Here is a 24,180-nt window from a genome sequence, read left to right on the forward strand (position 1 = left end):
TGCGTCGGAATAAATAAGTGGCACCCGCCGGCGACCGCCGGTTAATGTTTACTCCGTCGAGATCGAAAACGTCAGGAAAGGCCGGCCATGCGATACGCAGTCACCACGCTTGAGCACTATCGGCGCGGCTGTCGCCGGCTCGTGGTGCTCGGCTGCGCTCTGGCCGGGCCGGCCTCTGGATAGATTATCGCCACACGCATCCAGAGGCCGCCGGATCCCATCGGGCGGCCTTTTCTCTTTCCCGTGCCCACATGACCCTTACATGAGCGCAGGACGGGTTTCGAGTCCCCGCTGCTGCTCCACGCGTCCGTAGCCCAACGGGAGAGGCACCGGCCTCAGGAGCCGGGTGGTGCGGGTTCGAATCCCGCCGGACGTACGAAACTCCGATAACAATTTCTCGGCCCTATAGCTCAATGGAGAGAGCGCCGGCCTACGAAGCCGGGTCTGTTGCAGGTTCGAATCCTGCTGGGGCCACGTGGTTCATATGACGGCCTGTAGCTCAGACGGTCAGAGCGCCGGTCTTACACACCGGGCGTCGCGGGTTCGATTCCTGCCGGGCCGACCACGCTTTTCTCCTCACGCGCGAGCTGGGCATCGGAGAGCCCACCCGGCTGTAAACCGGGCGCTTCGGCTGTGGCGGTTCGACTCCGTCCTCGCGCACGATCCGCCTCGACGGGATGGGGGCCGAGGCGGACCTGGCGCAGTTCGCCGGTGCGGAGGGGGGCCTGCAAAGCCGCCCGTGCGAGTTCGACTCTCGCCTGCGTCTCCACGTCACCGCCGCCGTGCGGCTTGACAGCCGCACGCTCGCTGGGGCGTAATGATGGCCGCGTCGCGTGTCGCCCGCCCGAGGACGCAGGGCGGCATGGAGGCGCCGGATCAAAGGGGATGACGCCGTGACCAGCCACGCCTTCGGTGCTGCCTGAGCAGACCGCCCCCGCGCGTCGCCCCATGCCCCAGGTGGTGTCCTGAACCCGCCCGTTGCCGGCATGCCGTGCGGGGTTCTCCCATGCCGTCACCACACCCGCCCGGAGCGTAGGAACCAGCATGCCCATCGACTTCAACCAGCAGATCATCGACAAGTTCCGTGCCAACCAGGGCCAGGTCGGCGGCCCTTTCGAAGGAGCCAGGCTGCTCCTGCTGACCACCGTCGGCGCGAAGACGGGCGCACGGCGTACGACGCCGCTCGGCTACCTGCCCGACGGCGGCCGCGTCCTCGTCATCGCCTCGGCCGGCGGCTCTGCACGTCACCCGGCCTGGTACCACAACGTGCTCGCCAACCCTGAGGTCACCGTCGAGGACGGCGTCTTCACCTATCCTGCGACGGCTGTCGTACTGGAGGGCGAGGAACGCGACCGCGTGTTCGCGCGGGCCGTGGAGGCCGACCCAGGATGGGGGACGTACCAGGACAAGGCGGGCAGAATCCTGCCGGTGGTCGCGCTCGTCGAGCGCGACGCCGGGCCGCCCGCCGGCTCGCCGGGCGAGGCGCTCAGGAAGGTGCACGACGCCTTCCGCAGGGAGCTGGCGCTGATCCGCGGCGAGGTCGCCGCCTTGGGCCCGCGCCTGGCCGCACAACTGCGGGTCAACTGCCTGACCCTGTGCCAGGGCCTGCACGTGCACCATGAGGGCGAGGACGGGTTCATGTTCCCGGCGCTGGAGAACCGCTATCCGGAGCTGGCCCCCGTGCTGGAGCGGCTGAGGGCCGAGCACGTGACGGTCCAGCGGCTGCTGGAGCGGTGGCAGTCCGCGCTGGCCGCCGACGACCTGGCGCCGGAGCAGTTGCTGGCCGAGGTGAACCGGCTTTCCGACGAGCTGGAGGCGCACCTCGACTACGAGGAGGAGCAGCTCCTGCCGCTGCTCGGCTGACCGGAAACGCCGTACGCGGCCGGTGCCGGGCTCGCCGGCCGCGTACGGCGTCCGTTCGCGCCACGCCTGCGCATCCGAGCCCGTCCATGCACCCCACCCGCGTCGAGCTTGCGCATGACCCGCTCCGGAGTAGGTTCCGATGGAAGAGCCGGCGGCGAGCCTCCCCCCGACACGGAAAGAAGACCAGCATGACAGTGCCTCCCCTTCCCGAGGAGTCCTTCCGGCGCGTGCTCTGCGTCGTCGCGCACCCTGACGACATGGAATACGGCGCCTCCACGGCCGTCGCCCGCTGGACCGCGCGCGGCATCGAGGTCGGCTACCTCCTGCTCACCCGCGGTGAGGCCGGCATGCCGAACCCTCCCCAGGAGACGGCCCGCCTGCGCGTCGCCGAGCAGCGGGCCGCCTGCCAGGTCGTCGGCGTCGAACACCTGACCGTCCTCGACCATCCGGACGGCGTGCTCGTCTACGGGCTCGACCTGCGCCGGGACATCTGCCGGGAGATCCGCCGGTTCAAGCCCGACGTCGTGCTCGGCACCGGATACGAGATCGAGACGCCCTACGGGTTCGACCAGGCCGACCACCGCGCGGCCGGGCTCGCGACGCTCGACGCGGTGCGCGACGCGGGCAACCGGTGGGTCTTCGCGGAGCAGGTCGACGACGAGGACCTCCAACCGCACTCCGTACGCTGGTTCATCCTCCCCGCGCTCCCCGGCTCCGCGACGCACGGCGTCGAGGTCACGGGCGAACCGCTGCGGCGCGGCATCGCCTCGCTGGAGGCGCACGCTGCGTACCTGGCCGCACTTCCGGGACACCCCGCCCCCGGTGACCTCATCCCGAAGTTCACCGCGATGAGCGGCAAGACCATGGGCGTCGAGCACGCCGTTCTGTTCCGCGCCCACGATCTGCAGGCACCACCGGACTTCGACGCCGAAGCCCTCCAGGACTGATCCTGCGGGAGTGACCCTGCCGGTGACGCCTGCTGCCGCGGCGATCTCGACCGGCCCCGAGCACGGCAAGGCTGGGCGCGCCATCCACCGATCGGTTGATCGTGCGCTCAGCCCCTTCGGCCGCCGATCATGGCCGGCGGGTCGATCCCCGGTGTGAGCTGGGAAATCATGATGGACGCATGGCAGTCATCGACGTCGCCGGCCTCACCAAGAGGTACGGCGGCCACACGGTATTGGACGGCGTCTCCTTCTCCGTCGAGATGGGCGAGATCTTCGGCCTGCTGGGCCCCAACGGCACCGGCAAGACCACCACCGTCGAGTGCGTGGAGGGTCTGCGGCGGCCCGACGGCGGCACGATCCGGGTGCTCGGGCTGGACCCGATCGGCGACGGCCGGGCGCTGCGCGAGCGCATCGGGGTGCAGCTGCAGCACACGCAGCTGCCCGACAACATCAAGGTGTGGGAGGTGCTCGACCTGTACGCCTCCTTCTACGCCGAGCCGCACGACTGGCGCGAGCTGCTGGAGCAGTGGGGGCTGGCGGGCAAGCGCGACGCCCGGTTCTGCAAGCTGTCGGGCGGCCAGAAGCAGCGCCTGTTCATCGCGCTGGCCCTGGTGGGCAATCCGAAGGTGGCCTTCCTCGACGAGCTCACGAGCGGTCTGGACCCGCAGGCCCGCCGGGCCACCTGGGAGCTGATCAAGCAGGTGCGGGCGTCGGGTGTCACGGTGGTCCTGGTCAGCCACTTCATGGACGAGGTGGAGGAGCTCTGCGACCGGGTCGCGGTCTTCGACGGGGGCGGCATCGTCGCGACCGGCAGCCCCGCCGAGCTGATCGACGGGGTCGACGCCGAGCACCAGATGCGGTTCACGCTGATGGCCGGCGGCGCAAGCGACCCGATCGCCTTGCTGAGCGGGCTTCCCGGCGTCTCGGGCGTGACCCGCGACGGCGACCGGGTGAGCGTGACGGGCCGGGGGGACTTCGCCACGGCCGTCACCTCGGCCCTGGCCAGGAACCTCATCGCCGTCGCCGACCTGCGCATCGACAAGCGCACGCTCGACGACGCCTTCACCGCGCTGACAGGCCGTTCGTTCCACCCGTGAGGAAGATCTCCATGACCGTCGTCGCCAAGCTCACCACCGTCGAGCTCAAGCTGCTGACCCGCGAGCCCGGCTCCGTGTTCACGATCCTCGTCCCGCTGTTCATCCTCGTCGTCTTCGGCAGCTCGATCCCGCCCGGTGACAGGGTGCTGCTGCCGATGATGCTGGCTCTCGCCGTCGGGCTCGTCGGCATGTACCAGCTGCCGACCACCCTGGCCACTTACCGCGAGCGGGGCATCCTGCGCCGGCTCTCCACCACCCCGGTGCGACCGGGCAGCATGCTGGCGGTGCAGCTCATCCTGCAGCTGGTGCTGGCGCTGACCGCCTGCGCGCTGCTGGTCGCGGTCGCGGGCACTGTCCTGGGCGCGCACGTGCCCTCCCAGGTGCTGCCGGTCGCCGGGGTCTTCCTGCTCGGCACGGCCGCGATGTTCGCCGTCGGCCTGCTGATCGCGGCCCTCGCGGCGAACGGGCGCACCGCCAACGGGGTGGGCGTGCTGCTGTACTTCCCGCTGGCCTACCTGGCCGGACTCATGCAGCCGGTCGACCAGATGCCGGATATCCTGGCGCGCATCGGCGCATTCACCCCTCTGGGCGCCTTCCGGCAGGCCCTGCACGACGTCTGGGCGGGACTGTCGCCGGACCCGCTGGGGCTGGGGGTCATGACCGCGTACGCGGTGATCGTCAGTCTCGCCGCGGCCAGGTTCTTCCGCTGGGAGTGAGTGATGACGACAGGGGACGGCGCCCGTCTGGACCGGTGGGAGCGGCTGCTGCAGCGGCTGCTCACCGCCGTCCCTTACCTCCTGCTGGCCGTCTCGGTGATGTTGTCGTGGCTGGCCGACGACCGGCCGGGAACGTACCATCTGGTCACGCTCGGCCTGGCGGTGCTGGCCGCGGCGTGGATCCGGCTGATGCACGATCGCCGGCCGGGAGTTTACGTCGCGGGCCTGGTGATCCTGATCGCGGTGCTCTGCTCGCGGGGCCTGTGGTTCGGCAGTTTCTTCGCCTTCGTCGGATACCTGCATTCCTGGAGCCTGCTCAGGGGGATGTGGAGGTTCGCCGGGGTGGCGGCCACGGCGGCCATCTCGATCACGACCTTCAGCGGAGGGCTGCCCGAGCCCACCGCGCCCGCGATCGCCACCCACGTGCTGTTCACCGCCGCCATCGTGGCGGGGGTCAGCCTGTTCAGCTTCGTCGGCGAGGTCACGGCCGAGCGCAGCGCCGAACGCAAGCGCATGGTGACGCGGCTGGAGGAGGCGATGCGGGAGAACGCCGGCCTGCACGCCCAGCTGCTCGTCCAGGCCCGCGAAGCCGGTGTGCTCGACGAACGCCAGCGCATGGCCAGGGAGATCCACGACACGCTTGCCCAGGGGCTGACCGGCATCATCACCCAGCTACAGGCGGCCGTGCAGACCGAGGCCGATCCGCGGGCGTGGCGGCGGCACCTCGACCACGCGATGGGGCTGGCCCGCGACAGCCTGACCGAGGCCCGCAGGTCCGTGCACGCCGTCCAGCCGGGCCCGCTGGAGTCGGCCCCGCTGCCGGCGGCGCTCGCGGAGATCGCCGCCCGGTGGTCGGAGCTGAACGCCGTGCGCGTGGAGGTGTCCACGACCGGTACGGCACGTCCGCTGCACCCGGAGGTCGAGGCGACCCTGCTCCGCATCTCCCAGGAGGCGCTGGCCAACATCGCCAAGCACGCCGGCGCGTCGCGGGCCGGGCTCACGCTGTCCTACATGGAGGACGTGGTCAGCCTCGACGTGCGCGACGACGGCGCGGGTTTCGACCGGGCGCGCGCGCTCGACGGCGGCGGCTTCGGCCTGGCGTCGATGCGCGACCGGGTGACCCGCCTGGCGGGCGCCTTCGAGATCGAGTCCGAGCCCGGGGCCGGCACCGCCGTCTCCGCCGTCGTGCCCGCCGTCACCGCGCTCGCCGCCATCACCCCTGAGGAGTCCCGGAGTGCCTGAGGCCCCCGTCCGGCTGCTGATAGCCGACGACCACCCCATCGTCCGCGACGGCATCCGCGGCATGTTCGCCGGCGACCCGGGGTTCGAGGTGGTCGCCGAGGCCGGCGACGGCGCCCAGGCGGTCGACCTGGCGCGGGCGCTCGATCCCGACGTGATCCTCATGGACCTGCGGATGCCGAGAATGGACGGGGTGACGGCCATCAGGGAGCTGGCCCGGCTGGGTCTCAAGGCGCGGGTGCTGGTGCTGACCACGTACGACACCGACAGCGACGTGCTTCCCGCGATCGAGGCGGGCGCGACCGGCTACCTCCTCAAGGACGCGCTGAGGGAGGAACTGGCTCGCGCGGTCGCCGCGGCGGCGCGCGGGGAGGCCGCGCTCTCCCCGTCGGTGGCCACCCGCCTGCTCGGCCAGGTACGCGCCCCCGCCGATCCGCTGAGCGGGCGGGAGCTGGAGATCCTCGACCTGATCGCGCAGGGCACCACCAACCGGGAGGCGGCCGCCCGCCTGTTCATCAGCGAGGCCACGGTCAAGACGCACCTGCTGCACATCTACGCCAAGCTGGGCGTCAACGACCGGGCGTCGGCGGTCGCCGCCGCCTTCCAGCGTGGCCTCCTCCCCAGAGGGTGACCGTTCGCTGAGTCTCAGCGGGTGCCCGGTGCGGGCGGGGCTTTCCGTCTTCCCACACCGGCGCTCAGCTTCTCGGCCGTGAACCCGCCTCGACCCTGATGAGCGTCTATGCAGGGCTGCTCAGGGGGATCGGCAACCTGGTTATTCAGGGGCAGATGGGAGTGGAAGACGCCAGCTCGCAGGAGACCGCCCACACCGTCGGCCCGCACGCCTGGCGGCTGCTGCCCGAGCCCGACCGTGAACGGCTGCGCGGGCACTTCCGGCCGGCCACCAGCACGGCCTCGCCCATGGTGCCGGTGAACGCCGCAGCGCTGCTGCGGCTGTTCGAGTCCGGGCAGCTCACCATGGTGGCGGGCGTACGCAAGATCGAGGCGCACACCGGCTGATCAGTCGAGGGCGGGGGATCGAGCTGGGCCTGGAGCCGGGGGTGGTCGCGCCGACCCGAGTGGAGGACCGTACTGACCTGTCTCGGCATCTGACGGCGTCAGGCGCGCTGAAGCGGAGTCGGATGCAAGTTTGCAGTCGACTATATTTTGCAGTAAATTCCTGTTCCATGACGGAAGGGCTGCGGGAGCGGAAGAAGCGGCTGACGCGGCAGCACATCAGCGAGGTGGCCCTCGGCCTGTTCGTGGCGCGCGGCTTCGACGGCGTGACGATCGCCGAGGTCGCGGCGGCGGCCGAGGTGTCGGTCAACACCGTCTACAACTACTTCGACTCCAAGGAGGACCTGGTCCTGCCGCCGCAGGAGGCCTCGCCTCAGCGGCTCGCCGACATCGTGCGGGCGCGCGAGCCGGGCGAGTCGGCGGCGGGGGCCGTGCTGCGGCGGCTGCGCCAGGAGGTGCGCGGGCGTGAGCGCCAGGTGGGGCTCAGCCCGGGGTTCGGGCGGGTCCTGGAGATGATGCTGGCCGCCCCCACGCTGGCCGCCCGGCTGGAGAGCCTGGGCCGCCGGATGACGGAGGCGCTGGCCGCCGCGCTGGCCGAGGAGGGCGGCGCGGCCCCGGACGATCGGCTGCCGCGCGTGATGGCCTGGCACATCGGGTCGGTGCACGCGCTGGTGATGGAGGACATCGCCCGCCGCACCACTGCGGGGGAGCCGCCGGAGCTGATCGCCGAGCGGGTGCTGGAACTGCTCGACACCGTGGAGAGCGTGCTCGGCGAGCGGGTTCTCGGCTATGCCGTACGAGAGGAACGACCATGTTCAGGGTGACCATCAGGGGCAAGTTCACGGGGCTCGACGAGTCCGGCAGGGCCGGGGTGCTGGCCGCGGGCGGCACCGCCTTCACCGAGGCCGGTACGTTCACCCACGATTCGACCGTGTCGTCGTTCACCTTCCGCTGCCAGGTGCCGGCGGGGCCGGACGACGGCGAGGACGAGGCGGCGCTGGGCGCGATGGCCGCGCTGGAGGCGCACGGACACCCGTACGAGATCCTGAAGATCGGGGTGACCGACATGCGCGACATCAAGATCCGACGCCGGCCGGGGGTCACGGAGTCCACGTGAGGGCGGTGATGGTGATCTGGTCGGGTGCCGCGTCCAGCACGATCAGGACGCCCGCTATCCGGACGATCCAGCGCAGTGTGGCGCGTGAGCCGGAGGAGAGCCTGGCCTGCCACCGTTCGAACCGGTCACGCATCCGTTCGCCCAGGGCGGCCCACGCGGCGAAGAGCAGGAGGCCGGGGATCACCATGATGGTGACGTACGCGCCGAGGAGCGGTGACCACTGGACGGCGGGGAGGCCGGCGACGGTCATGAGGCCGATCGCGCCGAAGTAGGGGACGGCGGTGGCGAACTCGAACAGCCAGGTCCCCAGCCCCAGCAGCACCATTGAGCGCATGGCGAAGGACCGGGTCGTGACGGAGGCGCGCCCAGGGTCCTTGTCGGGGATGAAGAAGCTGCCCACGAGGAGCGCCGCGCCGAGGACGACCTGTCCCCAGGTCCACACGGCGTCGTCGACGCGGGGCACGAGGGCGTTGAGGCCGAGCATGAGCAGCGCGCCCAGGGCGAAATAGGCGAGCGCGACCGTGGCGAGATAGACGCCGAGCAGCGCGCCCACGCGGCGCGGCCTGGCGAGCAGCAGATAGAGCGTTATGCCGATGACCGCGGGGCTCAGCGTGTCGAGCAGGGCCAGCCCGAGCACCGCCACGACCGTTTCGATGGGCAAAGCTGTCTCCTGGGGGAGTGGACCAGCCGTAGTAACACGTGCGTGTCATCATACTAACACGGGCGTGTTATCACGTGCGTCATACCATGTGGACGTGCCACGACTCGTTGACCACGACCAGCGGCGGGCCGAGATCGGCGAGGCCGCCATCCGGATCATCCTGCGCGAGGGGCCGGCCGGTGTGACGGTACGCGGCGTCGCCGCCGAAGCCGGCTGGTCCACCGGGTCCCTGCGCCACTACTTCGGCAACCAGCGTGAGCTGCAGGCCTACGTCGTTCAGGCCACCACCGACACCCTGCGCCGGCGGCTGCTCCCGCGCGTCCAGCGGCCCCGTACCAAAGGCTCGGTGGTCGAACAGGTCGCCACCATCGTGGAGGAGATGTTGCCGCTCGACGCCGAGCGCCGTGAGGAGTACGCACTGTGGTCGGCGGTCGTGGAGTGGGAGCGTCAGCACCCTCAGGAAGGGGGTTCGGTGACCTGGAACGACCAGCGGGCGCTGCACCGCCAGTGCGTGGCCGCGCTGCGCGGCCACGAACCGGTCCGCGACCCCGGCCAGGCCATGGGCCCGCATCCCGATCCCGAGGTGGAGCTCTGGGCGGCCCTGCTGCACACGTTCGTCGACGGGCTCGCCGCCCAGCTCGTCAACACCCCCGGCCAGGTGCCGCCCGCGACCGCCGCGCACCTGCTGCGTTCGCTGCTGCGAGCCGTGCCACCGCAACGGCCCTGACCTTCTCGCTGTTCACCGGCCGCGGGGGGACACACGAGGTCGGCCGGGCAGTGGTTCGGGCGGCGCCTCGTATCCCGATGGCAGATGATCGGGCCGAATGTTGTGGGATACCTCCATGACTGAAGCGTGCCGTTCTGGTGTGAGATCGACCCCATGAAGAATGAAGGGAAGCAGCGCAGGTTCCCCACGGGCGACCTGGCACGAGTGGCCGTGTTCGCCGCGCTGATCGCGGTGCTCGGATTGCCGGGTTCGTTCAACCTCTTCGGCAACGGGACCCCGATCACCCTGCAGACCGCGGGCGTGATGCTGGCGGGCGCGATCCTCGGCTCGTGGCGGGCGGCGCTGGCCGTCGCGGTGCTGCTGGTGCTGGTCGCGGCGGGCCTGCCGCTGCTGGCGGGCGGGCGCGGCGGCCTGGGCGCGTTCACCGCGCCGTCGGCGGGATTCCTGCTGGGCTGGCTGCCCGGCGCGGCGGTGACCGGCTGGCTGGTGGAGCGGGCCGGGCGCCGGCCCGGCCTGACGCAGCTGCTGGTGGCGAGCCTGGTGGGCGGCATCGGTGTGGTCTACCTGGTAGGGATCCCCGTGCAGGCGATGGTCACCGGCGTGTCGCTGGGCTCGGCGGCGCTGCTGACGCTCACGTTCCTGCCCGGCGACCTGACCAAGGCGGTCGTGACGGCCTTCGTCGCCAGGGGCGTGCAGCGTTCCTACCCCGACGCGGTGCCGGCGGTGCACCGCGAGCGGCTGCGCACCGGGGAGCGTTGACCCCGCGATGCCGGTAGCAGAACACGTGCTGCGGCACGCCGCCGACCGCCCCGCACGGCCGGCGGTGTGCGGCCATGACGCCGAGCTGTCCTACGCGGCGCTCGGCGCGAACATCCAGGGCGCCGCCCGGCATCTGCGCGGCCGGGGGATCGGCCCCGGCTCGCTGGTCGCGATCGGGCTGGCCGGCCCGGCCGCGCTGCTGACCGCCGTGCTCGCCGCCGACCTGGCCGGCGCCACGCCGCTGGTGGGCGACCCTGCCTGGGGGCGCGAGCGGTGGGCGCGCGTCACCGGTGCGCTCACGCCGGACCTCCTGGTCACCGAGCCGCTCCCGTCCGCGCCCGGCCCTGCCCTCACCTGCGACCCGGACCCCGCCGACCGGGCGTGGGCCTGTTTCAGCTCCGGCAGCACGGGCCGACCCCGCGCCGTGGTGCGCCGCCGCGCGTCGTGGACGGAATCGTTCGCGCCCTTCAGCGAGCTGGCCGGCATCGGCGCAGGCGACGCGGTCCTGGTGCCGGGGCCGCTGACCTCCAGCCTGTACGCCTTCGCCGCGGTGCACGCGCTGGCCGTCGGCGCGTGCGCCGTCCTGCCCGGCAAACTCCCCGGCAGGACACCGGCCGTCGCGACGGCCGGGCGCGCGGCGGGGCGGACGGCGGGGCGCGCGGCCGAGCGTGCTGCCGGGCTGGGGGCCACCGTCGTGCACCTGGTGCCGCACCTGCTGGACGAGGTCCTGCGCCGTCCGGGAGCGTTGCGCACGGCCGTGGTCGGGGGCGCCGCCTTCCCTTCCGGAGCACGCGAGGCCGCGGCCGAGGCCGGGGTGAACGTGGTGGCGTACTACGGCGCGACCGAGTTGTCGTTCGTGGCGGCCGATGTTGACGGGGGCGGGCTGCGCCCGTTCCCTGGCGCGGAGATCGAGGTCAGGGCCGAGCCGGGGGCCGGGCTCGGCGAGGTGTGGGCGCGCTCGCCGTGGCTGGCCGACGGCTACCTGGGTGACGTGCCGGGCCCGCTGCGCCGCGACGCCGGCGGCTGGGCCAGTGTGGGGGACGTGGCGCGGCCCTACCGCGAGGGCGAGGCGCTGCGGCTGCGCGGCCGGGGTGACGGCGCGATCCAGACGGGCGGTGCGACCGTCGTGGCCGAGGACGTCGAAGAGGTGCTCAGGACGGTGCCGGGCGTGGGCGACGTCGTGGTGGTCGGCTCGCCGCACCCGTCGCTGGGTTCGGTGGTCACGGCGATCCTGGAGGCGGAGGGCGCCTCGCCCCCGTCGCGGGCGGCGCTGGAGTCGATGGCCAGGGGCGGGCTGGACGCCGCGCAACGGCCGCGCCGCTGGTACGCGGTGCCGAGCCTGCCACGCACACAGTCGGGCAAACCCGCCCGAGCCCTGGTGGCGGCCCGGCTGGCCGGCGGCGACCCCGACATCCGGCGGCTGGTCTGATGGCCGTCGTGGTGGCGGCCCGGCGCACGCCCATCGGCACGGCCGGGCACGCGTACAAGGAGCTGAGCGTCGACCGGCTGGCCGCCCCGGTGATCGCCGCATTGGCCGGCGATCTGGAGGGGCGGCCGGTGGACGACGTGGTGCTGGGCAACTGCATGGGTCCCGGCGGCAACGTGGCCCGGGTGTCGGCGCTGGCCGCCGGGCTCGGGCACGAGGTGCCGGGGGTGACGGTCGACCGGCAGTGCGGCAGCGGCCTGGCGGCGATCCTGCTGGCCGCCCAGGCGGTGCGCTCGGGTGACATGGACCTGGTGATCGCCGGAGGGGCCGAGAGCGCGTCCACCGCGCCGCTGCGCACCCGCAGGGGCGAGGCGCAGCCGTACGCCAGGGCGCCCTTCACCCCGGGCGGGCATCCCGATCCGGACATGGGGCCGGCCGCGGAGGCGCTGGCCGCCTCGTGCGGCGTCAGCAGGGAGCGCCAGGACGCCTACGCCTGCCGCAGCCACGCGGCGGCGCTGGCCGCCCGCGCGGCCGGACGGTTCGCGGAGGAGATCGTGCCGGTCGGCGGGCGCGATGGCGATCAGCGGCCGCGGCCGATGCGGGCGTCGTCGCTGGCCCGGCTGCCCGCGGCCTTCACCGCCGGCGGTACAGTGACGGCCGGTAACGCGTCCCCGGTGAGCGATGGCGCGGCGGCCGTGGCGATCGTGCCCGACCGTGCGGGCCTGCCGGGGCTGAGGCTGGTGGCCGGGTCCGTCGTCGGGTGCGATCCCGGGTTGCCCGGGTGGGGTCCGGTGCCGGCGGTGCTGCGGGTGCTCGCGCGTGCGGGGGTCGAGGTGGAGCGGGTGGCGGCGGTGGAGATCGTGGAGGCGTTCGCGGCGCAGGTGCTGGCGGTCACCGACGCGCTCGGGCTCGATCCGCTCGGCGCCGACGGTGTGCGGGTGTGCCCCGACGGCGGTGCACTGGCGCTGGGGCATCCGTGGGGCGCCACCGGGGCGGTCGTGGTGACCCGGCTGTTCACGCGGCTGGTCCGCGGCGGCGCCCCGCCGGGCACGCTCGGCCTGGCGACGGCCGCGGTCGGCGGCGGCCTGGGCGTGGCCGCGCTGTTCGAGGTGGTGTGAGGTGATCGAGTTCGCGGACGTGCACGTCCGGCTGAGCGGCCGTGACGTGCTGCGCGGCGTCACCGCGCGCCTTACCGAACGGCGGGTCGGCGTGGTGGGCGCCAACGGCTCGGGCAAGAGCACGCTGGCCCGGCTGATCAACGGCCTTGCCCTGCCCACCTCGGGCAGCGTCACCGTGCTCGGCCTGGACACCCGCCGGCACGCCGCGAAGATCCGGCGCGGGGTCGGGTTCCTGTTCACCGATCCGGACGCGCAGATCGTGATGCCGACGGTGGCCGAGGACGTCGCCTTCTCCCTTCGCCGCAAGGGCCTGGATCGTGAGGAGGTGGCGCGGCGGGTGCGCGAGGCGCTGGTCACGTACGGGCTGGACGGGCACGCCGACCACCCGGCGCACCATCTGTCGGGCGGTCAGAAACAGTTGCTCGCGCTGTGCTCGGTGATGGTGCTGCAGCCCGACATCCTGGTGATGGACGAGCCGACCACACTGCTGGACCTGCGCCATTCCCGTCAGGTCGCCGAGGTGCTGCGCGGCCTGCCGCAGCAGGTGGTGGCGGTCAGCCACGACCTGCCGCTGCTGGCGGACTTCGACCGGGTGCTGGTGCTCGACGAGGGCAGGATCGTCGCCGACGGCGGCCCTGATGAGGCCATCGGCCACTACAGGAAGATGATGCAGTGAACGACCTGAGCGGCGCCTACGTGCCCGGTTCGTCGCCGCTGCACCGCCTGCCCGCCGGGGCGAAGCTGGCCGGGCTGGCCGTGGCCTGCACGGTGCTGGTGCTGCTGCCCTCGCCGGCGGCGCTGGGGGGCGCGGCCGTGGTCGTGGCGGGGCTCTACGCGGTGTCGCGGGTGGGGCCGGCGGCGGCGTGGGCGCAGGTGCGGCCGGTGCGGTTCTTCGTGGTGGCGCTGTTCGGGTTGCAGTGGGTGTTCGTCGGCCTGGAGGGGGCGGCGGTCACGTCGCTGCGGGTGCTGCTGGCGGTCGCGCTGGCGGGGGTCGTCACGCTGACCACCCGCACGTCGGCGATGATGGCGGCGCTGGAGCGGTGTCTGAGACCGGCGGCGCTGGTCGGGCTCGACCCGTTCCGCCTGTCGTTGCTGCTGTCGCTGACCGTACGCAGTGTGCCCGTCATCGCGGCGCTGGCCGTGCGCGTCCGGGAGGCGCAGCGGGCCCGAGGGGTCGAGCGCAGCCTGCGCGCGTTCGCGGTGCCGCTGGTGGTGAGCTCGTTGCGGCACGCCGACGCGCTGGGGGAGGCGCTGAGCGCGCGCGGGCTCGACGACTGACTGTACCCGTGTTGACTTATATAAGTGTTCCCTGAAATAGTGGGTATCGTGCACGCCTTCGACGTACTCGGCGATCCGGTGCGACGCCGGATCCTGGAGCTGCTCGCCGAGGGCGAGCGCAGCTCCGGCGACGTGACCGCGGTCATCCAGCAGGAGTTCGGCATCTCCCAGCCGGCCGTCTCCCAGCACCTGCGGGTGCTGCGCGACAACGGGTTCGCCAGCGTGCGCGCCCAGGGCACCCGGCGGCTCTACGCCGTCGATCCCGGCCCGCTGCAGGAGGTCGACCTCTGGCTGGAACGATTTCGCCGCTTCTGGGACCAGCGGCTCGACGCTCTGGCCACCGAACTGGCACGGGGCAGACGCGAACGCCGCATCAAAGACGACACCAAGGACGCCTGATGGACTTCATCGACGAGCTCAACCGCACCCACCGCCACCTGGTCAACGGCGAGCGCAAGACCGTCACGCTGCGGCGCCACTATGACGCCGACGTGACCGACGTGTGGCAGGCCTGCACCGACGCCGAACGGCTGAGCCGCTGGTTCCTGCCGGTCACCGGTGACCTGCGGCTCGGGGGCACGTACCAGCTGAAGGGCAACGCCGGCGGTGAGATCCTGCGCTGCGAGCCGCCGCGCCTGCTGAGGGTCACCTGGCTGTTCGGCCCCGACCCCGGCTTCTCCGAGGTCGAGGTGCGCCTGTCGGCCGAGGACGGCGGCACTCTGTTCGAGCTGGAGCACACCGCCGAGGTGCCGGCAGAGATGTGGTCGCAGTTCGGGCCCGGCGCGACCGGTGTGGGCTGGGACCTGGCACTGCTGGGCCTGGGGCTGCATCTGTCAGGCGGCGAGCAGGTGGAGGAGGCGACCTTCCACCTGACCCCCGAGGGCCGCGGCTTCATCATCGGCAGCTGCCAGGCGTGGGGGGAGGCGTTCAAGGCAGGGGGCGCCACGGACGGCGAGGCCGCGGCCGCCGTGGCCGCCACCACCGCCTTCTACGCTCCCGAGGAGGAGTCCCCCGCCTGACCGTGGCGTATCCAGATCTCGCACGTGTCAGACGCCTGCCCGGCAGCGTGGACGGCGTTGGGGGGTGGTCGCGTCCGAGCTGGTGTGCCCGTGAACGAGCCGGCGCGCGGTCGGCTAACGCGGCGTGACCAGGCGGGCCTCGTAGGCGGCGATGACGAGCTGGGCGCGGTCGCGGGCGTTGAGCTTGGCCAGCAGCCGGCCGATGTGCGTCTTCACGGTCCCGGGACTCACCTGGAGCTGCACGCTGAGCTCGGCGTTGGACAGTCCGTGGGCCACGAGGGTGAGCACCTCGCGCTCCCGGTCCGTCAAGGTGTCGAGCCCGTGAAAGGGCTGCTGGACCGGCCGGCGTACGAACTCCGCGATCAGCCGAGTGGTGACGGTCGGCGCGAGCAGCGTCTCACCCGACGCCACCACCCGGATCGCCCGCAGCAGGTCGTCCGGAGGCGCGTCCTTGAGCAGGAATCCGCTGGCACCCGCGCGCAGCGCCGAGTACACGTACTCATCGAGGTCGAACGTGGTCAGGATGAGCACCCGAGTGTCCCCGGCGATCTGCCTGGTCGCGGCGATGCCGTCCATCTCGGGCATTCTGACGTCCATGAGCACCACATCGGGTGACTCCGTACGCGCGAGCGCCACCGCCTCCCGCCCGTCGCCCGCCTCTCCGACCACGGTGAGATCGTCCTCCGAGTCGATCAGCAAGCGGAAACTGCCGCGCAGGAGCGCCTGATCGTCGGCGATGAGCACCCGGATCACGACCCTCCTCCTGCCGAGCCCGTCCCGACTGAGCCCGTCCCGACTGAGCCCGTCCCGACTGAGCCCGTCCTGACCGAGCCCGTCCCGACCGAGGCCATCCCGACCAAAGCCGGCCCGGTCCGCGCACGCCCTGTCCGGACCTGCCGACTCCGTTCTCTCCGGCTCACGCTGGTGACCCTCGTCATCACGTCCATCATGACCGATCCGCTTCTACCCCTCGTACCACGTCGACCACCTTCAGGAAGGCCGGCCGTACGTAGGTCCGTGCGCCACGCGGCGCCGGCGAGGGGCCTGTCGTTCACGCACGCCGGAACGTGTCCGGCGCCGCACCCTTGCCCTCCGCCGAGAAGGGGTGGAACTCCCAGGCGGGTCAAGGGATCTCCCATGACGCGCGCACGCCGAACCCCCTTCCCGGAAGCGGGCCGGCCTCGAAGGTGCCGCCGTACAGCAGGGCCCGTTCGCGCATTCCCGCCAGCCCGTGCCCGCCCGGCCGCCCCGGCAGCACCCGCTGCCCGGGCCCGTCGTCGACCACGGAGATCCGCAACCTCCCGTCGGCGACCGACACGCTGGCCTGGCAGTCGGCCGGAGCGGCGTGCTTGACGACGTTGGTGATCGCCTCCTGGACGATGCGGTAAACGGCCGGCGCCATGCTGTCGGGCACGGGTCCGTCCACCGACAGATCGACCCGCACGCCGGCCTCCGCAGCCCGGTGCGCCAGGGACGGCAGGTCAGCGAGCCGGGGGAGCGGCGTGCTGTCGGGAGCGCTGCCGGGTGCGCGCAGCACGCCGAGAAAATGGCGCATCTCCGCGAGCGAGCCGCGCCCGATCTCCTCGATGGCCCGCAACGCCTTGCGTCCTTCCTCCGGATGCTTGTCCAGGACCTTGGCCGCCACGCCCGCCTTGACGGTCATCATGCTCACCGAATGGGCGACGACATCGTGCAGCTCGCGCGCGATCCGCAGGCGTTCGTCGGCCACCGCCTGCTCGGCCTGCCTCCTGACCTCGCGGGCGGCGAACTCCCGGCGGGTGCGCGCCGCCGTGCCGAGACTCCAGCTCGCTGCGACGACCAGCCAGGCCATCCCGACGATGAAGACGGGGTCGGGCCAGCCGTTCACATATCGTGGTGCGCCCAAGGTCGAGACCAGCAGCGAGCACCCGTTGACGAGCAGGCCGGACACCAGGGCGACCGCCGATCGCCACACCGGACGGCCGGTCGCCACCGGGTAGATGACCAGGGCCACCACGGCCGTCGCCATCAGATAATTGCCCTGCAGCGCCAGCACGGCAGGGCCGATCAGCAGCGCGCTGTAGAAGGCGGGCTCCGGCCACAACCGCCGCACCGCCACGGGCACCGCGAGCAGCCAGCAGAGCGCCGTCGTCACAGTGTTGGCGGCCAGCTCCGGCACACTGGCCGTGGACGCCAGCGCGAGCAGCACCGCGACCACGGTGTCGGCCAGGATGAGCAGCCAGGCCGGAGGCCGCCGGGCGAGCAGATTCACACCTCGACGTTATCGAGGAACGGCCGGGAGCGAATCGGAGCACGGGCCGTCGGACCAGGGTCGTACTCCGCGCGCGGACGCCCGTACCGTATGCCCTTGGTCCGATCCCGAAGATCGGATCCGGCTCCGATGTGCGGACCCGCCTCCGTACAGCATCGTTGCCGCCATGATCCGACGCAGACTCATCGCCCTGTGCCTGGCGGCCTGTCTCGCCGTGCCGCTCGGCGGTATCACGCTGGCCTCCGCGCAGGCCCACGACCTCGTGTGGAAGGACTGCGGTGACGGCCTGCGCTGCGCTGAGCTAGTCGTTCCCGTGGACTGGGCCGATCCCGGCGGGCCCAGGACGTCGGTGCACGTGGCCAAACTGCCCGCGACGGGCAGGAGCATCGGGCCGCTGATCGTCAACTTCGGAGGGCCCGGCACCAGCACGTCGATGCTCAGGCGGAAAAGCCAGCCCGACGCTCAGCCGGAGCTGCCAAACCTGCTCGACGAGTTGCAAAGGAGCTTCGACGTCATCGCCATCGATCCGCGCGGCCTCGCGGAGCCCGCGAGCGGCAACAAGGCCAGCTGCGCGGAGCCCGGCGCCCCCGTCCACGGACTGCTCCTGGCCAGGACGAAGCAGGACTGGGACGCCCACGCCGCCAAGAACGCTGCCCATCAGGCGAGCTGCCGCATCATGGCCAGATCGGCCTGGCACGGGATGACGGCGTGGAACGTGGCGCACGACATCGACGCCCTGCGCGCCGCGCTCGGCCAGGACAAGCTCATCTACGCGGGCAACTCCTACGGCACCGTCTACGCCCAGGCCTACCTGGAGCTGTTTCCGCAGCGCGTCGGCCGGATGTACTTCGACGGCACCGCCGATCACACGCAGCGGAAGTTCGAGCCCTGGATCCGTAACTACGCGCTCACGCAGGAGCGCCATCTCACCCGTTTCCGCGACTGGTGCGCCCGCCGCACCGACTGCGCCCTGCACGGCAGGGACGCCGGCAAGGCATGGGATGAGCTCGTCGCCGCGGTGCGCCGCGCGCCACTGCCGGCCTCGGCCGGACGGACGGTCCGTGAGGGGCAGCTGTACGCCGGCGCGATCAAAGGCATGAATCCGGCGTTCTGGCCCCAGCTGGCGACCGCCATCCGCAAGGCCCTCGACGGCGACGCCGGTGACTTCCTGGATGAACTGCTCCCGGATGAGGGCGGCACGTCGGTGAGCCAGGACTCCTTGTGCAACGACTTCATGCCGACGCTGCCGACCTATGAGGAGTTCCAGGGCATCGAGGCCAGACTCCGTGAGATCGCCCCGAGGTTCGGCTGGATCGAGGGACGTTTCGAGCTCGGGCGGTGCTGGGGACGCAGCGGGGGCGCGTCGTGGGCGCCGCACCCGTTGCGCGTGAAGGACACCCCGCCGATCCTCTTCGCGATCGGGGAGCTCGACAACAACACCAATTATCGCGGGCAGGCGCACGTGGCCGGGCAGATCCCGTCCGCGCGCGTCCTGTGGCACGGCGACGGCCACGCGGCGTGGGCGCGAAACATCTGCCTGCGGCGGCACGTTCGTGCCTACCTGACCACAGGGGAGTTGCCCGCGCCGGGCACGCGCTGCCCGGCGGAGATCATCCAGAAGGTGGGGAAATGATCGAGGTCACGGAACTGACGAAGCTGTACGGTTCCACCCGCGCGGTCTCCGGGCTCACGTTCGACGTCAAACCCGGACAGGTCACCGGTTTCCTCGGGCACAACGGCGCCGGCAAGTCCACCACCATGCGCATGATCCTCGGCCTCCACACGCCCACGTCGGGGAAGGCTTTGATCAACGGGGTGCGCAAACAGGACCTGCGCGACCCCATGCGCGAGGTCGGCGCCATGCTCGACGCGGCCGAGGTGCAGGGCGGGCGCAGCGCGTTCGCTCATCTCCAGGCGCTGGCGCACGCCGGCGGGATCGGGCGTCACAGGGTCGTGGAGGTGCTGGAGGAAGTCGGCCTGGCCGGCGCGGCACGCGAGCGGATCGCGGGGTTCTCCCAGGGGATGCGCCAGCGCCTGGGCATCGCGGCGGCACTGCTCGGTGACCCGGGCGTGCTCATCCTCGACGAGCCGGTCAACGGCCTCGACCCCGACGGCATCCGCTGGCTCAGGACACTGCTCCGATCCCTGGCGGCCGAGGGGCGCACCGTCCTGCTGTCGAGCCACCTGATGACCGAGATGTCCCTCACCGCCGACCGGCTCGTCATCATCGGCCAGGGCCGGCTGATCGAGGACACCACGACGGCGGACCTGCTGGGCCGCTTCCAGAGCGGCGTGCTCATCCGATCACCCCACGCGGCCCGCCTGTCCAGAGCACTCGAAGCGGCCGGCGCCACCATCCGCCCCGCCAACCACACCGACTCCGAAGAAGAGCCAGTGCTCACCTGGCCCGCAGCGACCGGAGCCGATACGCATCCCGCTCACCACACCGACTCGGGAGAAGAGCCGGCGTCCCTTTGGCCCGCAGCGGCCGGAGCCGGTACGCGCCCCGTGCGGGATGCCGGCGCTGGAGAGGAACTGCTGGTGACCGGCCTGACCGCAGCCGCCATCGGCGATATCGCCCTGGCGAACGGCTGCGCCGTTCACCAGTTGGTGTCGCGCCGGACATCACTGGAGGAGGCCTTCATGGAGATCGCCAAATGATCAACCTCGTCGCATCGGAATGGCTCAAGCTACGCTCGCTCCGAGCCACCTACTACGTCCTGGCCTCCACACTGTCGGCCCTCGCGCTCACCGGCTTCGCCGCCTACTCGATCTCGCGCTACTTCGACACCAACGGCCCCGGCGGCGAACCCGTCGGCACGGGTCTCAGCTTCAGTGCAGACATTCCGCCCGTGCTGTTCGGCATGCTGGGCGTGTTCGCCATCTCCGGCGAGTACGCCACCGGCATGATCAGACTCACGCTGACCACGGTCCGGAGCCGGTGGACGCTCCTTCTGGCCAAGGCCGCTGTGGTGGCCGCCGTGGCCGCTGTCGCGGGCCAAGCGCTGGCGTTCGCCACCTACTTCACCGCACAGGCCGTGGTGGCCGGGCGTCGGATCGGCGCCTCGTTCGCCGAACATGCGGCCCTGGCCGAGGTTCTGACCACCGGCGCCGGCTCCGCTGTCGCCGGGGTGATGGGGCTGGGCCTGGCCACCGTCTTGCGTTCGACACCGGGAGCGCTCATCGCGCTGGTCGTCCTCCCGCTGTCCCCGACCGTGCTCGAACGCTTCCTCCCGGCTCCGTGGAACGACTGGATCAGTTCTCTGACGCTTCCGTCGCTGGCGAGGCAACTGGCCGCCGTACCTGACGCCGGAGCCTTCGGCCCCTCGACGGCCGCCGTCGTCCTGGTGGGTTACGTCGTGCTGTCTCTTTTGCTGGCAACCCTGGCGATCAACCACCGCGACGCCTGACCGACCCCTGATGGGCGGCGATGTACATGGAAACGCGAGGAAGGGGCCAGGGAAGGTTCCCTATAGCCGAGGGTCACGGTGAGCACGCCAGGAAGGAACTCGGCCTGGCCTCACGAGCCGAGCATCTGGCCTGTGCTCATCGCCTCGTCTCGTATCGGGTCAGCATCACGCCGCCGGGAAACGTCCGCGTCTCCACCAGGTTCAGGTTCACCCAGTGGTCCAGGGCTGTGAAGAACGGCGTGCCGCCGCCCACCAGGACCGGGTGGGTGACGATCGCGTACTCGTCGATCAGCCCGGCCCGCATGGCCGCCGCGGCGAGCGTCGCGCCGCCGATGTCCATCGGGCCGCCGTCGCCGGCCTTGAGCCTGGTGATCTCGGTGACCGCGTCGCCGGTGACCAGACGGGTGTTCCAGTCGACCGGGCTGGTCGTCGAGGAGAACACCACCTTCGGCATGTCCCGCCAGCGGCGGGCGTACTCGGTCTCCGCCGGTGTGGCTCCCGGCTGCTTGTCGGCGGTCGGCCAGTGGGAGCTCATCGTCTCCCACAGCTTGCGCCCGTACAGCGCCAGGCCCGTCGCGTCCACCCGGTCGGACCACCACTGGAACAGCTCGTCGCTCGGCGACGAGTCCGGCCCCTCGCCGCCGCTCCAGCCGAGGTCGTCGCCGGGGGCGGCGATGTAGCCGTCCAGGGTCACGTTCATGGCGAAGATCAGTTTCCGCATCGTGGCAGCCTTCCGTGAGTCGATCTCACACATACAGACGGGCACGGCGCGGAAACCTCATCGGTGCGCCGGCCCACGGCCCCGACCGGGATGGACGAACGCGACATCCGCCGGAGTCCGGGTCCGGGCACGGCACCTGCCTCGTCGGCCTTCTGCACCGCTCCGAGGACGCGCCCTGCACGGCCGTCGGCGGCTCCGGAGGCTGCGGGGCGCCTGGGCTGCCGGGAGAGGGCTCCATCGTCCCATTATTCGCCATCTACACCTCCGGGCCGACCATCCTCGGCGTGCTCAAGCTCGAATGCCAACGTCGGCTCAGCATGATCGCAGTGATGTTCCCCGTTGCGCTCAGCCAGCTTGGGCATGGACAAGGTGGGCCGCGGCCGAAAGGGAGCACGATGGTGCCGGAGCCGCCACCCGCACATCGCGATCATGCTGTTGAACTGGGGCTTTATGGTCTCGGCAACGCCGCAGCCAGCAGGCCTGGGTACACAGGCAGCACTTCAGGCGGCGTTTACTCCTTCAGGTCCTGCAGATTCAGCGACGTGCTCGACCCTCGGCAGCTGATTCCGCCGGCCCGTCCCCATGCGCGTGCTGCCGGCGGGTCCGCAGCACGGCGAGGGCGGCTGTGGGATCGTCGGCGAACAAGCGGATCGTGCGGGCCTCGGCGCGGCTGCCAAGGGGCCGGACGGCCGTTACCGGCTCGGTCAGCTCCAGGATGAGGTTGGTCTGGGACGCCACCGCCACGGCCAGCCGATCGCCGTCCACCTTGATCGTGCCGCTCTCGTTGAAGTTGCGGACGTGCCGCACTCTGGCGATCCGCTCCCGCGGGACGCGCAGATCGAAGAACGCGCCGTAGCGGATGCGCACCTCATCGTCCGAGACGACGTGCGGACGGGTGACGCAGGCCGCGATGACCGCGAGCACGATCAGGACCGTGTAGGCGTCGGCGACCAAGACCACGGCGCGCAGGGCGACAGGCGCGCCGAACGCCCGCAGCAGAACTTCCGCGCCCACCAGCTCCACGACCATCGCACCCAGGAAGATCACCATCGTCAGGGTCTGCGCGCGGGAGTAAGAAACGGCGGTGGCGCCGTCGGGGACGCCGTGGCGGCGACGGGCGACCCACAGGGCAAGGCTGATCGTGCCCTTCAGGTCGAACCCCACGATCCGCCGTACCTGCTCGGGTACCAGCTGGTCATAGGAGGCGCGCAACGCCGTCCAGCGGTCCGCGCCGCCCCGGCGCGCGGCCCTGAACAGCCGGTACGCGGTCACCGCCTCCAGGACGAGCACCGCGACGACGGCCACCTCGGCCACCACGACCAGGGGGAGCGGCAGCGGCACACCGGACATGAGCAGGACCGCGAGCACCAGCTCCGCAGGGACCATGGCGAACAGCGCGGCACGCGCGAACCTCAACATCACGCTCTATCCTTCAGCTGGGTCACGAGCGACTGGAAGACCTCGGCCTGGGCGGTGGGCAGTTCCCGCAGCAGTTCCTCCTGCCACTGGCCGGTGCTGGTGTCGTCGAGACTCGCGGTCATCACCGAGACCATTTCGTCGGGAAGGTGGGCCGCGAGGTCACGCGCGACCACGGCGACACGCGGATCATCGGGGTCGGCGTCGGCGAGTTCATCCTGCCGAGCGATGAGGGCATGCCCTCGCGCGTACGCCTCAAGCTCGGTGAAGGGCCGCAACAGATCGGCGAACTCTGCTCGGCCTGCTGGGTCACTCACAGTGGCGGCCAGGGTCAGCAGTTCGCGGTCGAATTCGGCGAATGTCGAGCTTCCGGCGGGAAGTCCGCGCAGCACCTCTGCCATGTCGGGCGATACCGTCGAGTCGGGATGCAGGTCCGCCTCCGCCAGTAGAGCCGCCAGCCGGGCCCTTCTGGCGGCGGTCGCCGCCTGCTCCCTGGCCAGGTCGGCGTCCAGTTCCAGAAGCATCTCCCTCAGCTCCTGGCCCTGGTCGTCGGCCAAGACGTCGCGGACCTCGTCGAGGGACAGGCCCAGTTCCGCCAGTCGCCGCACGCGGGCGAGCGCCACCGCGTCGCGCAGCCGGTACTCTCGGTACCCATTTGCCAGCCGTTCGGGCTCAGGGAGAAGCCCCAGATGGTGGTAGTGGCGTACGGTCCGGGTGGACAACCCGGACAGCGTCGCGAGCTCGCTGATCCTCATGCGCTCATCAGATACGTTGACGCTACGTCAAGGTCAAGCGCCGCGATCTTCCCATCGGTGTGCGTGATCGCGCGCACCGGCTCGGCGGTCAGATTGTTCAGATGCATCCCTGCGATCTGGTGATGTCGCACCTGCGAACCCTTTACCGTGAGGGCTCCTGACTCGCCCATGATCTCCTTGTATGGTCACGGCATGACCTCGCAGGCGAAGCCTCCATCACCGGTGAAATCCGCGGCGATTCTGCTGGCTACGTTTGCCGCGCTCATGCTCGCGGCAGCGCTCGTCGGGGCCTTCCTCGTGCATTGGGCGCTGGCGCTGGTCGCCGTCGTGGTTGCTTTCTACGGCTTCTCAAATACGCAGGGACTGTGGCGCGGGTGGCGCGGCGCTCGGACGATATCGATCCTCTCCGGCGTGTTCCTCGTCCTCGCCGGGTTCGCCAACGCCAGCAGCGTCTCCAGCGATTCTGGTCTCGTCGGGGTTGTCGCGGTGGGGTTCGGGCTGGTGACCATCGTTCTGCTGATCGTGCCGAGATCTTCGCGTGACTGGTTCTCCGCCGGTTCAGGTGCCTCAACTCCGCGTGTGCGGTGACCAGCGCCTACGCTCTGCCAAACAAGATCGCTAGAGGGGGAATAAAGGGACCCCTCTG

The 24,180-nt window shown here is 71.3% G+C and carries 28 protein-coding genes and 5 tRNA genes; 26 read left to right on the forward strand and 7 right to left on the reverse strand.

Translation table 11 applies throughout. The features are described 5' to 3' along the window. Positions 1–303: 303 nt before the first annotated feature. From E1295_RS04490 to E1295_RS04550, 14 genes are all read left to right on the forward strand, one after another. Positions 304–376 (forward strand) — tRNA-Leu (locus E1295_RS04490). Positions 377–399: 23 nt separating this feature from the next. Continuing rightward, positions 400–474 (forward strand) — tRNA-Arg (locus tag E1295_RS04495). 14 nt (positions 475–488) lie between these two features. Then, positions 489–565, forward strand: a tRNA-Val gene (locus E1295_RS04500). A 15-nt stretch (positions 566–580) separates the two neighbouring features. Then, positions 581–660, forward strand: a tRNA-Tyr gene (locus E1295_RS04505). Between the two features lie 37 nt (positions 661–697). After that, a tRNA-OTHER gene (locus tag E1295_RS48480) sits at positions 698–769 on the forward strand. 275 nt (positions 770–1,044) lie between these two features. Beyond that, entirely contained in the window at positions 1,045–1,863 is an 819-nt protein-coding gene (locus tag E1295_RS04510) for a nitroreductase/quinone reductase family protein (protein WP_132628377.1), read from the forward strand. Between the two features lie 188 nt (positions 1,864–2,051). Next, entirely contained in the window at positions 2,052–2,810 is a 759-nt protein-coding gene (locus E1295_RS04515) for a PIG-L deacetylase family protein (RefSeq protein ID WP_132628378.1), read from the forward strand. Positions 2,811–2,989: 179 nt separating this feature from the next. Continuing rightward, positions 2,990–3,907 carry an ABC transporter ATP-binding protein gene (locus E1295_RS04520; RefSeq protein WP_132628379.1) on the forward strand — a complete coding sequence of 306 codons (918 nt, stop codon included), beginning with the start codon at positions 2,990–2,992 and terminating at the stop codon, positions 3,905–3,907. 11 nt (positions 3,908–3,918) lie between these two features. After that, positions 3,919–4,623: an ABC transporter permease gene (locus E1295_RS04525; protein ID WP_132628380.1), complete on the forward strand. Its 705-nt coding sequence runs from the start codon at positions 3,919–3,921 to the stop codon at positions 4,621–4,623. A gap of 3 nt (positions 4,624–4,626) precedes the next feature. Beyond that, positions 4,627–5,865: a sensor histidine kinase gene (locus tag E1295_RS04530; RefSeq protein WP_132628381.1), complete on the forward strand. Its 1,239-nt coding sequence runs from the start codon at positions 4,627–4,629 to the stop codon at positions 5,863–5,865. Next, on the forward strand, positions 5,858–6,493 hold the full coding sequence (locus E1295_RS04535) for a response regulator transcription factor (RefSeq protein WP_132628382.1): 636 nt from the start codon (positions 5,858–5,860) through the stop codon (positions 6,491–6,493). Before E1295_RS04530 ends, E1295_RS04535 begins: the two co-directional genes overlap by 8 nt. A gap of 155 nt (positions 6,494–6,648) precedes the next feature. After that, positions 6,649–6,879 carry a hypothetical protein gene (locus tag E1295_RS04540; RefSeq protein ID WP_181957951.1) on the forward strand — a complete coding sequence of 77 codons (231 nt, stop codon included), beginning with the start codon at positions 6,649–6,651 and terminating at the stop codon, positions 6,877–6,879. A gap of 167 nt (positions 6,880–7,046) precedes the next feature. Then, a complete protein-coding gene (locus tag E1295_RS04545) occupies positions 7,047–7,700 on the forward strand; it encodes a TetR/AcrR family transcriptional regulator (RefSeq protein WP_132628383.1) in 654 nt (217 codons plus the stop codon). Further along, positions 7,688–7,993, forward strand: a complete 306-nt coding sequence (locus E1295_RS04550; RefSeq protein WP_132628384.1) for a DUF6204 family protein — start codon at positions 7,688–7,690, stop codon at positions 7,991–7,993. The genes E1295_RS04545 and E1295_RS04550 overlap by 13 nt, the downstream gene beginning before the upstream one ends. Here the strand turns inward: E1295_RS04550 and E1295_RS04555 are convergent. Beyond that, positions 7,977–8,654, reverse strand: a complete 678-nt coding sequence (locus E1295_RS04555) for a GAP family protein (protein ID WP_132628385.1) — start codon at positions 8,652–8,654, stop codon at positions 7,977–7,979. The two genes, E1295_RS04550 and E1295_RS04555, sit on opposite strands and share 17 nt — an antisense overlap. Before the next feature lie 94 nt (positions 8,655–8,748). Between E1295_RS04555 and E1295_RS04560 the strand changes: the two genes are divergently transcribed. The 8 genes from E1295_RS04560 to E1295_RS04595 all read left to right on the forward strand — a co-directional run bounded on the left by E1295_RS04560 (position 8,749) and on the right by E1295_RS04595 (position 14,981). After that, the gene (locus E1295_RS04560) at positions 8,749–9,381 is read left to right on the forward strand and encodes a TetR/AcrR family transcriptional regulator (RefSeq protein WP_166427073.1); all 633 of its coding nucleotides are present in this window, start codon (positions 8,749–8,751) and stop codon (positions 9,379–9,381) included. Between the two features lie 153 nt (positions 9,382–9,534). Further along, positions 9,535–10,140, forward strand: coding sequence for a biotin transporter BioY (locus E1295_RS04565; protein ID WP_132628387.1), 606 nt, complete (start codon positions 9,535–9,537; stop codon positions 10,138–10,140). A gap of 7 nt (positions 10,141–10,147) precedes the next feature. Then, on the forward strand, positions 10,148–11,569 hold the full coding sequence (locus E1295_RS04570; protein ID WP_132628388.1) for an AMP-binding protein: 1,422 nt from the start codon (positions 10,148–10,150) through the stop codon (positions 11,567–11,569). Continuing rightward, positions 11,569–12,684, forward strand: a complete 1,116-nt coding sequence (locus tag E1295_RS04575; RefSeq protein ID WP_132628389.1) for a thiolase family protein — start codon at positions 11,569–11,571, stop codon at positions 12,682–12,684. The genes E1295_RS04570 and E1295_RS04575 overlap by 1 nt, the downstream gene beginning before the upstream one ends. Position 12,685: 1 nt before the next feature. Beyond that, the gene (locus E1295_RS04580) at positions 12,686–13,360 is read left to right on the forward strand and encodes an energy-coupling factor ABC transporter ATP-binding protein (protein ID WP_132628390.1); all 675 of its coding nucleotides are present in this window, start codon (positions 12,686–12,688) and stop codon (positions 13,358–13,360) included. Continuing rightward, entirely contained in the window at positions 13,357–13,962 is a 606-nt protein-coding gene (locus tag E1295_RS04585) for an energy-coupling factor transporter transmembrane component T family protein (RefSeq protein WP_132628391.1), read from the forward strand. The genes E1295_RS04580 and E1295_RS04585 overlap by 4 nt, the downstream gene beginning before the upstream one ends. A 48-nt stretch (positions 13,963–14,010) precedes the next feature. Then, a complete protein-coding gene (locus E1295_RS04590) occupies positions 14,011–14,361 on the forward strand; it encodes an ArsR/SmtB family transcription factor (RefSeq protein WP_220448538.1) in 351 nt (116 codons plus the stop codon). Beyond that, positions 14,361–14,981, forward strand: a complete 621-nt coding sequence (locus E1295_RS04595; RefSeq protein ID WP_132628393.1) for an SRPBCC family protein — start codon at positions 14,361–14,363, stop codon at positions 14,979–14,981. Before E1295_RS04590 ends, E1295_RS04595 begins: the two co-directional genes overlap by 1 nt. Positions 14,982–15,095: 114 nt before the next feature. Here E1295_RS04595 and E1295_RS04600 read toward each other — a convergent pair whose 3' ends face one another. Together E1295_RS04600 and E1295_RS04610 are read right to left on the reverse strand one after the other, a co-directional pair. Next, positions 15,096–15,734 carry a response regulator gene (locus E1295_RS04600; protein ID WP_132628394.1) on the reverse strand — a complete coding sequence of 213 codons (639 nt, stop codon included), beginning with the start codon at positions 15,732–15,734 and terminating at the stop codon, positions 15,096–15,098. A gap of 370 nt (positions 15,735–16,104) precedes the next feature. After that, a complete protein-coding gene (locus E1295_RS04610; protein WP_132628395.1) occupies positions 16,105–17,232 on the reverse strand; it encodes a sensor histidine kinase in 1,128 nt (375 codons plus the stop codon). Between the two features lie 166 nt (positions 17,233–17,398). Here E1295_RS04610 and E1295_RS04615 point away from each other — a divergent pair, with 166 nt between their 5' ends. Genes E1295_RS04615 through E1295_RS04625 form a run of 3 tightly spaced genes read left to right on the forward strand, consistent with a single transcriptional unit; the run spans position 17,399 to position 20,642 of the window. Then, positions 17,399–18,865 carry an alpha/beta fold hydrolase gene (locus E1295_RS04615; protein ID WP_166427074.1) on the forward strand — a complete coding sequence of 489 codons (1,467 nt, stop codon included), beginning with the start codon at positions 17,399–17,401 and terminating at the stop codon, positions 18,863–18,865. Beyond that, a complete protein-coding gene (locus E1295_RS04620; RefSeq protein ID WP_132628397.1) occupies positions 18,862–19,893 on the forward strand; it encodes an ATP-binding cassette domain-containing protein in 1,032 nt (343 codons plus the stop codon). The genes E1295_RS04615 and E1295_RS04620 overlap by 4 nt, the downstream gene beginning before the upstream one ends. Next, positions 19,890–20,642 carry an ABC transporter permease gene (locus E1295_RS04625; RefSeq protein ID WP_132628398.1) on the forward strand — a complete coding sequence of 251 codons (753 nt, stop codon included), beginning with the start codon at positions 19,890–19,892 and terminating at the stop codon, positions 20,640–20,642. Before E1295_RS04620 ends, E1295_RS04625 begins: the two co-directional genes overlap by 4 nt. A 136-nt stretch (positions 20,643–20,778) precedes the next feature. On the opposite strand, the gene E1295_RS04630 is transcribed toward E1295_RS04625, so the two are convergent. The 4 genes from E1295_RS04630 to E1295_RS48485 form a co-directional block, all read right to left on the reverse strand. Further along, complete coding sequence (locus E1295_RS04630; RefSeq protein WP_132628399.1) at positions 20,779–21,363, reverse strand: dihydrofolate reductase family protein; 585 nt, start codon at positions 21,361–21,363, stop codon at positions 20,779–20,781. Between the two features lie 534 nt (positions 21,364–21,897). Then, positions 21,898–22,782 (reverse strand): hypothetical protein, encoded by an 885-nt coding sequence (locus E1295_RS04635; RefSeq protein WP_220448530.1) that lies wholly within the window; start codon positions 22,780–22,782, stop codon positions 21,898–21,900. After that, positions 22,782–23,534, reverse strand: a complete 753-nt coding sequence (locus tag E1295_RS04640; RefSeq protein ID WP_132628400.1) for a MerR family transcriptional regulator — start codon at positions 23,532–23,534, stop codon at positions 22,782–22,784. The genes E1295_RS04635 and E1295_RS04640 overlap by 1 nt, the downstream gene beginning before the upstream one ends. Beyond that, complete coding sequence (locus tag E1295_RS48485) at positions 23,531–23,704, reverse strand: hypothetical protein (RefSeq protein WP_166427075.1); 174 nt, start codon at positions 23,702–23,704, stop codon at positions 23,531–23,533. Before E1295_RS48485 ends, E1295_RS04640 begins: the two co-directional genes overlap by 4 nt. Positions 23,705–23,726: 22 nt before the next feature. Between E1295_RS48485 and E1295_RS04645 the strand changes: the two genes are divergently transcribed. Beyond that, positions 23,727–24,122 (forward strand): hypothetical protein, encoded by a 396-nt coding sequence (locus E1295_RS04645; protein WP_132628401.1) that lies wholly within the window; start codon positions 23,727–23,729, stop codon positions 24,120–24,122. Positions 24,123–24,180: the final 58 nt, after the last annotated feature.

This window comes from Nonomuraea mesophila (assembly GCF_004352805.1).
Taxonomy (GTDB): domain Bacteria; phylum Actinomycetota; class Actinomycetes; order Streptosporangiales; family Streptosporangiaceae; genus Nonomuraea; species Nonomuraea longispora.